Annotated in this window: 14 protein-coding genes; 2 read left to right on the top strand and 12 right to left on the bottom strand. The window is 61.1% G+C overall.

All coding sequences use genetic code 11. The features are described from left to right. The first annotated feature begins 95 nt into the window (after positions 1–95). Entirely contained in the window at positions 96–731 is a 636-nt protein-coding gene (locus OC610_RS10310; RefSeq protein WP_030138100.1) for a TetR/AcrR family transcriptional regulator, read from the top strand. 16 nt (positions 732–747) lie between these two features. On the opposite strand, the gene OC610_RS10305 is transcribed toward OC610_RS10310, so the two are convergent. The 12 genes from OC610_RS10305 to argE form a co-directional block, all read right to left on the bottom strand. Further along, entirely contained in the window at positions 748–1,362 is a 615-nt protein-coding gene (locus OC610_RS10305) for a HipA N-terminal domain-containing protein (RefSeq protein ID WP_264427703.1), read from the bottom strand. Continuing rightward, positions 1,362–1,679, bottom strand: a complete 318-nt coding sequence (locus OC610_RS10300) for a helix-turn-helix domain-containing protein (RefSeq protein ID WP_264427702.1) — start codon at positions 1,677–1,679, stop codon at positions 1,362–1,364. The genes OC610_RS10305 and OC610_RS10300 overlap by 1 nt, the downstream gene beginning before the upstream one ends. Before the next feature lie 207 nt (positions 1,680–1,886). Next, positions 1,887–2,102, bottom strand: coding sequence for a TOBE domain-containing protein (locus OC610_RS10295; protein WP_003177394.1), 216 nt, complete (start codon positions 2,100–2,102; stop codon positions 1,887–1,889). 25 nt (positions 2,103–2,127) lie between these two features. Beyond that, complete coding sequence (gene ssuB, locus OC610_RS10290; protein ID WP_264427701.1) at positions 2,128–2,934, bottom strand: aliphatic sulfonates ABC transporter ATP-binding protein; 807 nt, start codon at positions 2,932–2,934, stop codon at positions 2,128–2,130. Next, positions 2,931–3,713 carry an aliphatic sulfonate ABC transporter permease SsuC gene (gene ssuC / locus OC610_RS10285; protein ID WP_053126375.1) on the bottom strand — a complete coding sequence of 261 codons (783 nt, stop codon included), beginning with the start codon at positions 3,711–3,713 and terminating at the stop codon, positions 2,931–2,933. The genes ssuB and ssuC overlap by 4 nt, the downstream gene beginning before the upstream one ends. Positions 3,714–3,720: 7 nt before the next feature. Next, complete coding sequence (gene ssuD / locus OC610_RS10280) at positions 3,721–4,869, bottom strand: FMNH2-dependent alkanesulfonate monooxygenase (protein ID WP_264427700.1); 1,149 nt, start codon at positions 4,867–4,869, stop codon at positions 3,721–3,723. Positions 4,870–4,893: 24 nt separating this feature from the next. Next, positions 4,894–5,859 carry a sulfonate ABC transporter substrate-binding protein gene (locus OC610_RS10275; protein WP_030138104.1) on the bottom strand — a complete coding sequence of 322 codons (966 nt, stop codon included), beginning with the start codon at positions 5,857–5,859 and terminating at the stop codon, positions 4,894–4,896. 91 nt (positions 5,860–5,950) lie between these two features. Next, entirely contained in the window at positions 5,951–6,544 is a 594-nt protein-coding gene (gene ssuE, locus OC610_RS10270) for an NADPH-dependent FMN reductase (protein WP_030138105.1), read from the bottom strand. Positions 6,545–6,839: 295 nt separating this feature from the next. Next, complete coding sequence (locus tag OC610_RS10265; protein WP_264427699.1) at positions 6,840–7,478, bottom strand: peroxiredoxin; 639 nt, start codon at positions 7,476–7,478, stop codon at positions 6,840–6,842. Positions 7,479–7,761: 283 nt separating this feature from the next. Further along, positions 7,762–9,084 (bottom strand): OprD family porin, encoded by a 1,323-nt coding sequence (locus tag OC610_RS10260; RefSeq protein WP_264427698.1) that lies wholly within the window; start codon positions 9,082–9,084, stop codon positions 7,762–7,764. Between the two features lie 473 nt (positions 9,085–9,557). Then, positions 9,558–10,856: an amino-acid N-acetyltransferase gene (argA, locus tag OC610_RS10255; protein WP_198797500.1), complete on the bottom strand. Its 1,299-nt coding sequence runs from the start codon at positions 10,854–10,856 to the stop codon at positions 9,558–9,560. Positions 10,857–10,991: 135 nt separating this feature from the next. Next, positions 10,992–12,149: an acetylornithine deacetylase gene (argE, locus tag OC610_RS10250; protein ID WP_264427697.1), complete on the bottom strand. Its 1,158-nt coding sequence runs from the start codon at positions 12,147–12,149 to the stop codon at positions 10,992–10,994. A gap of 163 nt (positions 12,150–12,312) precedes the next feature. Between argE and OC610_RS10245 the strand changes: the two genes are divergently transcribed. Beyond that, positions 12,313–13,673: CYTH domain-containing protein (locus OC610_RS10245; protein ID WP_264427696.1), on the top strand; the 1,361-nt coding region annotated here is incomplete at its 3' end.

Genomic DNA, 13,673 nt, shown 5'->3' with positions numbered 1-13,673 from the left:
TCCCTCGCCACAGAGAATCCTCTCCGCTCGATCCCAAGGTATGGACCATCCGCCCGCTCTGCGTACAATGCCCGCCAGCCCCGCAGGAGACGTCCATGACGCGCATCGCCACCCCTCGCAAACCCCGCGCACGCAGCCAGGCCCGGATCGACACCATTCTTGATGCCGCCCGTACGCTGCTTGCCGCCGAAGGCGTGGCCAGCCTGTCGATCTACAGCGTCGCCGAACGCGCCGGTATCCCGCCCTCCTCCGTCTATCACTTCTTCGCCAGCGTCCCGGCCCTGCTCGAAGCCCTGACCGCCGATGTCCACGCGGCCTTTCGCGCTTGCCTGCAAGCACCGATCGACCATGGCGCGCTGAACCACTGGCACGACCTGTCGCGGCTGGTGGAACAACGCATGCTGGTGATCTACAGCGAAGACGCCGCCGCCCGGCAATTGATCCTGGCCCAGCACGGCCTGACCGAAGTCACCCAGGCCGACCGCCAGCACGACCTGGAACTGGGCGAACTGATGCACACGGTCTTCGCCCGTCATTTCCAATTGCCGGCGCTGCCCTCCGACGTCGACGTGTTCGCCCTGGCCATGGAACTGGGCGACCGCGTCTACGCCCGCTCGGTCCAACAACACGGCGAGATCACCCCGCGCATGGCCGAGGAAGGCATGCGGGTGTTCGATGCGTACCTGGGGCTGTATCTGCCACCGTACCTACCCAAGCGCGAAGCCGCCTGACGCGCTGCTCAGCTTTTCATGCGGTGGACACCGATAGCCGCAACGGCCAACTCCAACTCAACGCCGTCCAACAGGCTTGCATAATGGCAAGAACCAACACGCCCCCATCTTGCAATGTGCGCTTGGGCCTGGCACCGCCCAGAGAGGAACGTTGCTTGCGCAGTTGCAGAGTCCTGATGGCCTCCTCATCCAGTTGGTTATCGAAGATGGCTTCGGTAGCGTCGATAAAAGCCGCCAGACCTTTCAGGGTTGGCAACGCTTCCTGGCCGATGCCCGGGGATGGATGCCGAGTCGCTCCGGCCATCAAGTTACCCGCGCGATCATTGTTCGGCGATCTGAGTAGATAATCGACGGGCCCCAGGTCCTTTCGGTGAAGGTCGCGCAAGACCCGCTCACCCCACCCATCGGGCATCGCATCGTTGATAAAACCTGGTACACCTCGATTGGTGGTAATGCCCGTAAAGGGTTGCGGGCGCAGCGGGTAGCGAATGGGATCAGGTATCCATTTACGGCTAGCCACGTAATCGGGATCGTAGACAAATTCACCCCGTTCGCCCTCGATGCTCAATCGCCCTAATGTGAAGACCTCGCCCGTCTCGGGATCCTCCACATAAATATAGGCGCGGGCCATCAGAAGTCCCCCTTTGCACTGGCCAGTCGCACGCGAGCGTGGCGTGATGCCTGAGCCGAAGTAACCGACAACGTCTCGATGTGTTGACGGCTCTGGAAGACTTCCTGAGTCAATCCTAACTGCCATAAAACCAGCATGAAGGACCGCAACTCCACGGAAGGATCGCCCGCTTCGATCTTGCGCACCGTTCGCTCGGAAATAGCCAATGATGCGGCGAGATCTTTTTGTCGCTGCCGATTTCCCAAGCGCCTGCTTTTGACCAACGAGCCAATCGCCTGAAGATTATCGGCGCAATCGATAGGAAAAAAATTGTTCATAAGAGGCGTTCTGAGGCCGTTAAAAACCGATAAGGGGCACAATAGCACCCCTTAATACGGCGAGCGTCCAACAGAATCGCAATTAAAAAGCCTTATAAAGCGCCTTAAACCAAATAAAGCGCGTTTAAAATCTCATTATATTTTCTTTGGAACACTAGAAAGCCCCGAGAGGCTCTCGCCATCCGGGGCTTCGCATTGCGCTACCGCTCACAACTTGGCGATAGACACCTCGGTGGATTTGACGAAGGCAATCACTTCGCTGCCGATCGCCAGTTCCAACTCTTTCACCGAGCGGGTGGTGATGACCGAAGTGACAATACCCGAAGCAGTCTGTACGTCGATTTCCGACAGCACGTCGCCTTCGACGATTTCCTTGATGGTGCCTTTGAACTGGTTGCGAACGTTGATGGCTTTGATGGTCATGGTATTGATTCCTGTCTGGATGAAGTTATTGCGCCCAACGCAACTGCGTGGGCAAGGGTGAAACGGGTTCGGGTTCCGGCGGTTGGCCGGGCAAGGACAGCACGCGATTGAGGACTTCGGTTTCCAGGCTCGCCAGGCGATGCGAGCCGCGGGCGCGGGGGCGTGGCAGGTCGATTGCCAGGTCGAGGCCGACCTGGCCGTCCTCGATCAGGATGACCCGGTCGGCAATCGCGACCGCTTCGCTGACATCGTGAGTGACCAGCAGCACGGTGAAGCCGTGTTGCTGCCATAGGCGCTCGATCAGTTGCTGCATCTCGATCCGGGTCAGGGCGTCCAGCGCTCCCAAGGGTTCGTCGAGCAGCAGCAAGCGTGGCTGGTGGATCAGCGCCCGGGCCAGGGCCACCCGTTGTTTCTGGCCGCCGGACAACGCCGCCGGCCATTCATGGGCGCGATCGGCCAGGCCGACGGCGTCGAGCGCTTGCAAGGCTTGCGGCCGCCAGTCGCCCTTGAGGCCAAGGCCAACGTTGTCGATGACCTTTTTCCAGGGCAACAGGCGCGCTTCCTGGAACATCAGCCGCGTGTCTTCTCGCGCAGCGCTCAGCGACGCCGAGCCTGCCAACAACTGGCCGCCAGAGGGTTGATCGAGACCAGCCAGCAAGCGCAGCAAGGTGCTTTTACCGCAGCCGCTGCGCCCCACTACCGCGACGAACTGCCCGGCCGGGATATGCAGGTCGATATCACGCAATACCTGTCGCGAGCCGAAGGTCTTTTGCAGATTGCGCACAGCCAGCGGGATGCCCCGCAGCAGGCGTGGAGGTTGTTGGGCGGTCATGCGGCACCTCCCTTGTTCACTTGGTAGGCCGGGTGCCAGCGCAGCCAGACCCGTTCGAGGCCACGGGCAGCGAGGTCGGCCAGCTTACCGAGCACGGCGTACAGAAGAATCGCCAGCACCACCACATCGGTCTGCAGGAACTCACGGGCATTCATCGCCAGGTAACCGATGCCGGAACTGGCCGAGATGGTTTCCGCCACGATCAGCGTCAGCCACATGAAACCCAGGGCAAACCGCACACCCACCAGGATCGAAGGCAAGGCGCCCGGCAGGATCACCTGGCGAAACAGGCTGAAACCGGACAAGCCGTAGCTGCGGGACATTTCCACCAGCGCCGGGTCGACGTTGCGAATGCCGTGGTAGGTATTGAGATAGATGGGGAACAGCGTGCCCAGCGCCACCAGGAAAATCTTCGCCGACTCGTCGATGCCGAACCACAGGATCACCAACGGAATCAGCGCCAGGTGCGGCACGTTTCGCACCATCTGCACCGAGCTGTCCAACAACCGCTCGCCCCATTTCGACAGGCCCGTGATGAAGCCCAGGGCCAGCCCAATACCGCCGCCTATCAGGAAACCGACCGCCGCGCGCCAACCGCTGATGGCCAGGTGCGTCCAGATTTCACCACTGCGCACCAGGCTCACGCCGGCTTCGATCACCGCTACCGGTGCCGGCAGGATCCGCGTGGACAGCCAGCCGGCCGATACCGACAATTGCCACACGGCCAGCAATAGCAGCGGCACCGCCCACGGCGCCAGGTTGTGGATAATTTTCTTCATGGCCGCCTCAGCTCTGGGACGCGGCTTTGGGCAGGATGTCGTTGGCGACCATCTCGCCAAACGGGCTCACGTAGCCCTGGCTTTTCGGCAGCTCCGGGCGCTCCACGTCCAAGTGCGGGAACAACAACTCCGCCACGCGATAGGATTCTTCCAGGTGTGGATAACCCGAGAAGATGAACGTGTCGATGCCCAGGTCCGCGTACTCCTTGACTCGCGCGGCCACGGTCGGACCATCGCCCACCAGCGCCGTACCGGCACCGCCACGCACCAGGCCGACACCGGCCCAGAGGTTGGGACTGACTTCCAGCTTGTCGCGGCTGCCACCGTGCAGCGCGGCCATGCGTTGCTGTCCTACCGAGTCGAAGCGCGCCAGGGATGCCTGGGCGCGAGCGATCGTTTCGTCGTCCAGATGGGAGATCAAGCGGTTGGCCGCTTGCCAGGCCTCGGCGTTGGTTTCCCGCACGATCACATGCAGGCGGATGCCGAAGCGTACGGTGCGCCCAAGTTTCGCGGCCTTGGCGCGCACCTGTTCGATTTTCTGTGCGACGGCGGCGGGCGGCTCGCCCCAGGTCAGCACCATCTCCACCTGCTCGGCCGCCAGGTCCTGGGCGGCTTCCGACGAGCCGCCGAAATACAGCGGCGGACGCGGTTGCTGGATCGGCGGATAGAGCAGCTTGGCGCCCTTCACACTGATGTGCTCACCGTCGTAATCCACGGTCTCGCCTTCCAGCACCCGACGCCAGATCCGGGTGAATTCCACCGAGGCCTGGTAACGCTCTTCGTGATCAAGAAACAGCCCATCGCCGGCCAGTTCGTCCGGGTCACCGCCGGTCACCAGGTTGAACAGTGCGCGCCCGCCGGACAACCGATCCAGCGTCGCCGCCTGACGCGCCGCCACCGTCGGGGAAATGATCCCGGGGCGCAGGGCAACCAGGAACTTCAGGCGTTGGGTCACCGGAATCAGCGAAGCGGCCACCAGCCAGGAGTCTTCGCAGGAACGCCCGGTGGGAATCAAAACGCCGCCAAAGCCCAACCGATCCGCCGCTTGGGCGATTTGCTGCAAGTAACCATGATCGACGGCGCGGGCGCCTTCAGCGGTGCCAAGGTAATGGCCGTCGCCGTGGGTGGGCAGGAACCAGAAAATGTTGAGGCTCATGGAGTGGTCTCCTAAGGGATCGAATTACTGCGCGTTCGCAACGGCCGCCGGCGGCGTCCAGATCACGTCCTTGATGCTCAAGGGCTTGGGTATCAATTTGAGCTGGTAGAAGCTGTTGGCAATTTTCTGCTGGGCTGCGACGACTTCCGGCGTGAGGAACAACGCGCCGTAGCCTTGGCGCTTCACCGACGTCAGGGTGATATCCGCCGGCAGCCCGAGCAGCGGCGAGACCTGCTGGGTCACATCTTCAGGATTGGCCTTGGACCACTCCCCCACCGCCCGCACTTCCTCCACCAGGGCCGTGATCACCTGGGGATTTTTCTGCGCATAGGGTTTGGTCGCGAGGTAGAACTGGTGGTTATCGACGATGCCTTTGCCGTCACGCAGGGTGCGTGCCTGCAATTGCTGTTCAGCCGCGGCCTGGTACGGATCCCAGATGACCCAGGCGTCCACGCTGCCCCGCTCGAACGCCGCACGGGCATCGGCCGGCGGCAGGAAAACCGTCTGGATGTCTGAATATTTGAGGCCGGCGTCCTCCAGTGCCCGCACCAACAGATAGTGAACGTTGGAACCTTTGTTCAGGGCGACTTTCTTGCCCTTGAGGTCTTGCACCGACTGGATGGCCGAGCCTTTCGGCACGAGGATCGCCTCGCTGGTGGGCGCCGGGGGTTCGTAGGCGACATAGAGCAGGTCGGCGCCTGCGGCCTGGGCAAACACCGGAGGGGTTTCGCCGGTCACGCCAAAATCGATGGAGCCGACGTTCAAGCCTTCAAGCAGTTGCGGGCCGCCGGGAAATTCCGTCCATTGCACGTCCACGCCTTGGGCCGCGAGGCGTTTTTCCAACGAACCCTTGGCCTTGAGCAGCACCAGGGTGCCGTACTTCTGGTAACCGATCCGCAAGGTCTCGGCTTGAGCCTGGGTGATGGCGCCGAAGGACACAGCCGCAGCAAACAGAGCGACCAGCCCGCGACGCAAAATGACAGTGCGCATGGCGCCTCTCCTTTTTGCTGTGGGGTTTTGGCTGCACCTGCTTGGCCGTTGACGGCTGAGTAAGGTGAGTTGAATCAGGGGTGTTCGGGGTTCAAATGCTCCAGCGAGCACTCAACAAACGTTCGTTCAATACATGGGGGTCCAACGGCCTCGGCCGACGGGCCATGGCGCTGTGAAACTGTTCGAGCGCTTCGTCCAGGCGCTGCTGCAAGGCCGGCGTCAATTGCGCTTGGGCGCTGCCTTCGCCATACGCGATCTGGCTGTCTTCGGCGAAAATCCCATGGAGCATTTCCTGGGCCTTGAGCGCCGACAGTACCGGCTTCAGGGCGTAGTCCACCGCGAGCATGTGGGCGATGCTGCCGCCTGTCGCCATGGGTAACACCACCTTGTGGGCCAGGGCCCGTTCCGGCAGCAGATCAAGCACGGTCTTCAACGCACCGGAAAAAGACGCCTTGTACACCGGCGTGGCGATCAGCAGCCCGTCCGCGTTTTCGATCTGGGCCAGCAGGTCCACCACCTTGGGACTGTCGAAGCGGGCATGGAGCAGATCCTCGGCGGGGAAATCACGCACCTGATAGCTCACCACTTCCACACCGTGTTGCTGCAACCAACGTTGCGAGCGCTCCAACAGCACTCCAGAACGGGAGCGCTGGCTGGGACTGCCGCCGAGCGAGACAACCAACATGCCAACCTTTCCTTAAAGTCATGTGCGATTCGCGGTGGGCGATCTCGCTGTATGGAGCAAACCATAACAGCGCACACATATATCTTTAAATCATATTTATTCATTTAGTTATTCGATATAGAGATATGCGCTCTACCTTCCTCCGCGCAATAAAAAAGGCCGTCGAAACGGCCAAACCCTTGGTACACAGATGTTCCTGTGGGAGCGAGCTTGCTCGCGATGGCGTCAGATCTGCCAGCCTTGATGTTGAGTGATACACCGCTTTCGCGAGCAGGCTCGCTCCCACAGGTTCGCGTCAACGATTAGGTTGGGGCGTCAGTCGCAGGTACGGCTTCACCGCGCGATAGCCCTTGGGGAAGCGCTGCTTGAGCTCTTCTTCGTCCTTGAGCGACGGCACGATCACCACTTCATCACCGTCCTGCCAGTTGGCGGGCGTGGCGACTTTGTAGTTGTCGGTCAGTTGCAACGAGTCGATCACACGGAGGATTTCGTTGAAGTTGCGCCCAGTGCTCGCCGGGTAGGTGATGGTCAGGCGAATCTTCTTGTTCGGGTCGATCACGAACAATGAGCGCACGGTCAAGGTGTCGCTGGCGTTGGGATGGATCAGGTCGTACAGGTCGGACACCTTGCGGTCGGCATCGGCCAGGATCGGAAAATTGACCACGGCGTTCTGGGTTTCGTTGATGTCTTCGATCCACTTGTGGTGCGAGTCCACCGGGTCCACCGACAGGGCGATGGCCTTGACGCCGCGCTTGGCGAATTCATCCTTGAGCTTGGCGGTGAGGCCCAGCTCGGTGGTGCACACCGGGGTGAAGTCCGCCGGATGGGAGAACAGCACGCCCCAGCTGTTGCCGAGCCATTCGTGGAAGCGAATCTTGCCGGCGCTGGAATCCTGTTCGAAATCGGGGGCGATGTCGCCGAGTCTGAGGCTCATGATGCGGCTCCTGGATGGTTTTTATGAGCCCAAACTGTGCACCGCTTTTCGTTGCTTTAAAAAGAATGAATACCCATTTATCTAGATCATTAGGGAATATAAAAAACTGTTCACTGGTGCCGTAACGCATACCGGCCCAAGATCATTTCCGAGGTTTGACAAGGCCTCGAGTTGCGAGAAAGAGGAGAAGATTCGGGAAAGGCTACAGGGGTGGGCCGGACCCGAAACGCAAAAGCCCCGCCCGGCATCACGCCGGGCGGGGCTTTTTTTACTTCGCTACGTCTTACATGAAGTTGTAAGTGTAGTTGAAGATCAGGCGGGTCTGATCCTGGCTGTCGCCCACGCCGCTGCTACGGTAGGTACCCTGACGCAGGGTCGTGCCGAAGCCTTTCAACGCGCCCGTTTGGATCACGTAATCCACACGCATGTCGCGTTCCCACTCGGAGTAATCGCTTCCACCTGCGGTGCGGGACTTGACGTCGTCACCGCGCAGGTAGGCAACCGAGGCTTTCAGGCCTGGCACGCCCAAGGAAGCGAAGTCGTAGGAGTATTGACCGAAGGTGGTGTTTTCACCGGCACGGACAAACCCGTTGATCATGCTGTCGGTGAACAGGTAGAAGCTTGCGCCACCGGCACCTTCAGGACGACCGTCGCCATTAACCACGCTGCCCTGGTTCAGGTAGACGAAACCGCCGTCATCGCCGACTTGTTGATGGCCCAGCAAGAAAGCATTGCCGCCAAGGGTGTACGTGAACATCGCGCTCCAGGTCTTGTTATCGACCTCGCCCGGGTTCTTGGCATAGCCACCGTTGTTGTTGAAGGCATAGCCCGCATCACCGTTACGGCCATCGGAGCTGCTGTCGAAGTAGCGCAGATCGGTCTTGAAGGATTGACCTTCGCTGATCGGGAAAACGTGTACCGCGCCCAGGAAGTGCTGCTTGTAGTAATCCTGCAGGTTGGCGTAGTAGTACTGCAGCGTCAGGTCCTTGGTGACCTTCCAGTCAGCGCCCGCGTAACGGAACTGGTTGCTGTCCTGGGTACCGCCTGCCACTGCCAAGCCGGTGCTGTTGCTCGAAGCACGGCCTGTGGCGTGTTCCAACTGACCAGCGTTGAACGTGACGTTGTCGATTTCCTTGGAGGTGATGGTGCCACCTTCAAAGGTCTGCGGCAGCAGACGGCTATCGTTGGCAACCAGGATCGGCAGGCTAGGCGCCAGGGCACCACCGAGGTGAGCTTCGGTCTTGGAAAAGAGTGCCTTAACGTTACCGGACAAGCGGCTCCAGTCATGTACAGCCGAACCATCAGTATCGGCTGGCATATAGGAGCCGTTGTTACGGCCTCTTCCGCCATCAAGACGGATACCAACCAGTGCCTGGGCGTCGATACCGAAACCAACGACACCTTGCGTGAAGCCAGACTTGTAGTCGAACTTCAGGCCGGTGCCGGTTTCGCGCAGGTCTTCGCTGCCCGTTTCATGGTTGTCGTTGTTGAAATACAACGTACGGGAACTGACAGACGCCTTGCTGTCTTCAATAAAACCGGCGGCGCCTGCCTGCTGCGCCAATACCCCAACGGCCACTGCCAGGGCCAAGGTGGACTTCTTCATGCATCGCTCCTCTCGTTTTCTAATTCTTGTCTATCTTTGGCTCCGGATCGAACGCCCGAAATCCGCGGATGCGCGATTAGCGCCAGACCGTGACTGGCAAGTCAACCGTAACCCTTTCGGACTACGACCATGGTCTAACCCCGCGACACCGGCCCGAAGAATAAAGGATTCTTTATAAATCCAAAAAGAATTGTTTCAACAGTTTTCAGCGCGTTCTGACATATAGGTGCCATCACAACGTCATCAAGCCGTGAAAAGCCTTATCGGCGACGTAGGGGATAACTGAACGGTTATTCGTCGGGGTTTTACGCAGCCCCGGCGAATTCCTGGCGACGAGATATTTTTTTCGCGCCTCCTGCGCCTTCGATCCTGCTCATCAACTCGCGCATGCCGCGATCTTGACGGGTTCCAGACTAGCTGCTCATTGTCTGAAATCAAGAAGATTGCGGCGATGGGAGATTTCCGACGAACGTTTACAGGGATTTTTCGAAGATCTTCGAGTTGCGCTGGTAGTTGTACAGCGAAGCCCGCGCCGCTGGCAGGCGTTCGACGCTGCTGGGTTCGAAGCCCCGTTCGCGGAACCAGTGGGCAGTCCGGGTCGTCAGTACGAACAGCGTCTTGAGCCCCTGGGCACGGGCTCGGGTTTCGATTCGCTCCAGCAGTTCATCACCGCGTCCGCCATGGCGGTACTCCGGATTGACCGCCAGGCAGGCCAGCTCACCCGCGTCCGAATCGGCGATCTGGTACAGCGCCGCACAGGCGATGATCATGCCTTCGCGCTCGACCACGCTGAACTGTTCGATCTCACGCTCCAGCACTTCACGGGAGCGACGCACCAATATCCCCTGCTCCTCCAAGGGACTGATGAGGTCCAGCAAGCCGCCAACGTCCTCGATGGCCGCTTCGCGTACCACCTCGAATTGCTCCTGGGCCACCAGCGTGCCGCTGCCATCGCGGGTGAACAACTCGGCCAGCAGCGCACCGTTCTCGGCATAGCTGACGATATGGCTGCGCGCGACGCCGCCACGGCAGGCCTGGGCCGCGGCATCCAGCAGTTCGGCTTGGTAGTCACTGCCCAGTCGCTGCATGTGAGCCGGAACCTGTTGCGGACGCAACTCGCGAACCAGGCGCCCATGCTCATCGATCAGCCCTTGCTCGGCGCCGAACAGCAGCAATTTATCGGCCGCCAGGTCGATGGCCGCCCGGGTGGCGACATCCTCGCAGGCCAGGTTGAAGATTTCTCCGGTAGGCGAATAGCCCAGCGGCGAAAGCAGCACGATGGAGCGCTCGTCCAACAGGCGATTGATACCCTTGCGATCGACCCGGCGCACTTCGCCAGTGTGATGATAGTCCACGCCCTCAAGGACGCCGATCGGCCGTGCGGTGACCAGGTTGCCGCTGGCGACCCGCAGCCGCGAGCCCTGCATGGGCGAAGACGCCATGTCCATGGACAGGCGCGCCTCGATGGCGATGCGCAGTTGGCCGACCGCGTCGATCACGCACTCCAGGGTCGCGGCATCGGTGATACGCATGCCGTGGTGGTAATGGGGCGTCAAGCCACGTGCCGCGAGGCGAGTCTCGATCTGCGGGCGCGAACCATGGACCAGCACCAGGCGCACGCCGAGGCTGTGCAGCAACACCAGGTCATGAACGATGTTGCCGAAGTTGGGGTGCTCGACCCCATCTCCGGGCAGCATGACGACGAAGGTGCAATCACGGTGGGCATTGATATAGGGCGAAGCGTGGCGAAGCCAATTGACGTATTCGGGCATGAACCTGACCTGTAATAAAAACAGCCGAAAAAAGACGAAACAGAACGCACAGCGGGCTGGTGGTTATCGTCGGAACAGGCTTGGCGACACGCGCGCTCTCCTCATGTGATGAATACGGGCCCGCAAGGGGGCAATTTAAGCGGCCGCGGCCGGCGTCAGGCAGTAATGCCCAATCAACTGACGGAGCAATTGCACGGTAGGCTGCAAACGTGACATTTCAAGGTACTCGCCCGGCTGGTGGGCGCAGGCGATATCACCAGGACCCAGCACCAGGGTTTCGCAGCCAAGGCGCTGAAGATAAGGTGCTTCGGTGCCGAACGCCACTGCTTCGGCACGATGGCCGGTAAGCCGTTCGGCCACGCGCACCAGTTCGGCATCCTCGGCCTGTTCGAATGGCGGCACTTCGGGAAACAGCGGCGCATAGTCGATCTTCACTTGGTGTCGCTCGGCAATCGGGCCGAGCTTCTGCTGGATCGCCGCCCGCAGCACTTGCGGGTCCATGCCGGGCAAGGGCCGCAAGTCGAATTCCATGGAACACTGGCCGCAGATCCGGTTGGGATTATCGCCGCCGTGGATGCAGCCGAAATTCAGGGTCGGTTGTGGCACGGTGAACTGCGGATTGCGGAACTCACGCTGCCATTGCAGGCGCAGCCCGCGCAGCTCGCCCATGGCGTCATGCATCGCTTCGAGGGCGCTGTGGCCCAGGCTCGGATCGGAGGAATGGCCACTGCGCCCGAGGATGTCGATGCGCTCCATCATCACGCCCTTGTGGAGGCGTATCGGCCGTAAGCCGGTGGGCTCGCCAATCACCGCGGCACGCCCCAACGGCCGTCCGGCGTCGGCCAGGGCACGGGCGCCGGACATGGAGCTTTCTTCATCGCAGGTGGCGAGGATCAACAGCGGCTGCTTGAAGGGTTGGTCCAGCAGCGGCTTGACCGCTTCGATGGCCAGGGCGAAAAAGCCCTTCATGTCACAACTGCCCAGGCCCACCCAACGACCGTCGACTTCGGTGAGTTTCAGCGGATCGGTCTGCCACAACGCGCCATCGAACGGCACCGTATCGCTGTGACCGGCCAGCACCAGCCCGCCGGGGCCTGTGCCAAAACTGGCGAGCAAATTGAATTTGCCCGGGCTCACCTGCTGGATGTCACAGGAAAACCCGAGCTCGGTAAGCCAGCCCGCCAGCAACTCGATCACCGCACCGTTGGATTGGTCCAGCTTAGGCTGGGTACAACTGACCGAAGGCGCGGCGATCAGGGCAGCGAACTGATCTTTCATGGACGGCAAAGGCATCGCTGGCTCCGGGGCGTACAAATTGACGTCCATCATAGAACCATCGAGAGCGAGTGTCTCTTATACCGTCGCGACGCGTAGGACGGATGAGTCCTGTACACTGCACGGCCTTGGCAGCCACACCTCCCCCCGGCTGCGCACCCGATCCCTGGATTTTCCGGCCATGCAGAAAGAAACCGAAATCAAACTCCGCGTCAGCCGCGAGACCCTGGCAGCCTTGCGTGAGCATCCGCTGCTGAAAAAACGCAACAAGAGTGGCTGGGAACGCCACGAACTGATGAACCAGTACTTCGACACGCCAGAGCGTGACCTGGCCCGGGCCAAGGTCGCCCTGCGCCTGCGCCGCGACGGCGAAGAAGTGATCCAGACCCTCAAGACCCGCGGCCAGAGCGTCGCCGGCCTGTCCGAGCGCAACGAATACGACTGGCACCTGCCCAAGGCCAAGCTGGACCTGAAGAAACTCGAGGGCGAATGCTGGCCCGAGTCGCTGGCCGAACTGGACATGAAAACCCTCAAGGCGATCTTCACCACCGACTTCGTTCGCGAACGCGCTGAAATCGCCTGGGGCCGTGGCAAAAGCAAAGTGGTCATCGAGGCCGCGCTGGACCTGGGCCACGTCGTGGTGGGCAAGCAGAAGGAAGAAATCTGCGAGCTGGAACTGGAGCTGCGCGAAGGCGAACCCGCCGCGCTGTTGGAACTGGCCGCCGAGCTGGCCGCAACCCTGCCCTTGATGCCTTGCGACATCAGCAAGGCCGAACGGGGCTATCGCCTGCATGACGCGGGCAGCTATGCCCTGAGCCTGCCGGCCCCGCAACTGACCGCCGAAACACCGCTGGACGATGCCTTCGCCGCGTTGAGCTGGCACTTGCTTGGCAGCAGCCAGCGCCTGGCCGAGCAATACCGTTTCAATGGCCATTGGCGCCTGCTGCAAGACTGGGTGGAAAACCTCGCCGAACTGCGTGCCCTACTCAGCAGCCTCGGCCAGGCCGCGCCGCGTCAATCGACTCATGATCTGCGCGTTGCCCTGGACGCACTGCTGGAAGACTGGCGCCCATTGGTCCAGGCCGGCATCGAAGACGAAGACGTGCGCAAGGCAGCCCCGGAGCAATTCCTCGAAGAGCTGCAGGACCCTCGCTGGGGCCTGTTCTCCCTCCAAGCCTCACGCTGGCTGCTGGCCCGTAGCTGGGCGGCCGACCGCAACACCCGTGGCGACCGTCAGGGCGCGGCGCAACTGGGCAGTTGGTTGCCGCGCCTGTTGAGCGAAGAAGCTTCGTCGCTGCAATTGCAACGCTATCAGCAACAGCCGGAAGACCTGGCTGAACAACTGCCGCGCATCGAACGCATCCAGGCTTGGCTGCACCACGCCCGCCACGTGCTGGACATTCCGGAAATGGACCGCCTCTACGGTGAATTGAACAAGCTGGCGCAACTGGCCAACGAGCCGATCACCGACGAGCTTCTGGATGCGCGCAAGCAACAGGCGATTGCGGTGTATCAGAATCGGGCCTGGAAGACTTTGTTGCG

Origin of the sequence: Pseudomonas agronomica (assembly GCF_025917275.1) — a bacterium.
GTDB classification, from domain to species: domain Bacteria; phylum Pseudomonadota; class Gammaproteobacteria; order Pseudomonadales; family Pseudomonadaceae; genus Aquipseudomonas; species Aquipseudomonas agronomica.
This window is presented reverse-complemented; position numbering and strand designations above follow the sequence as displayed.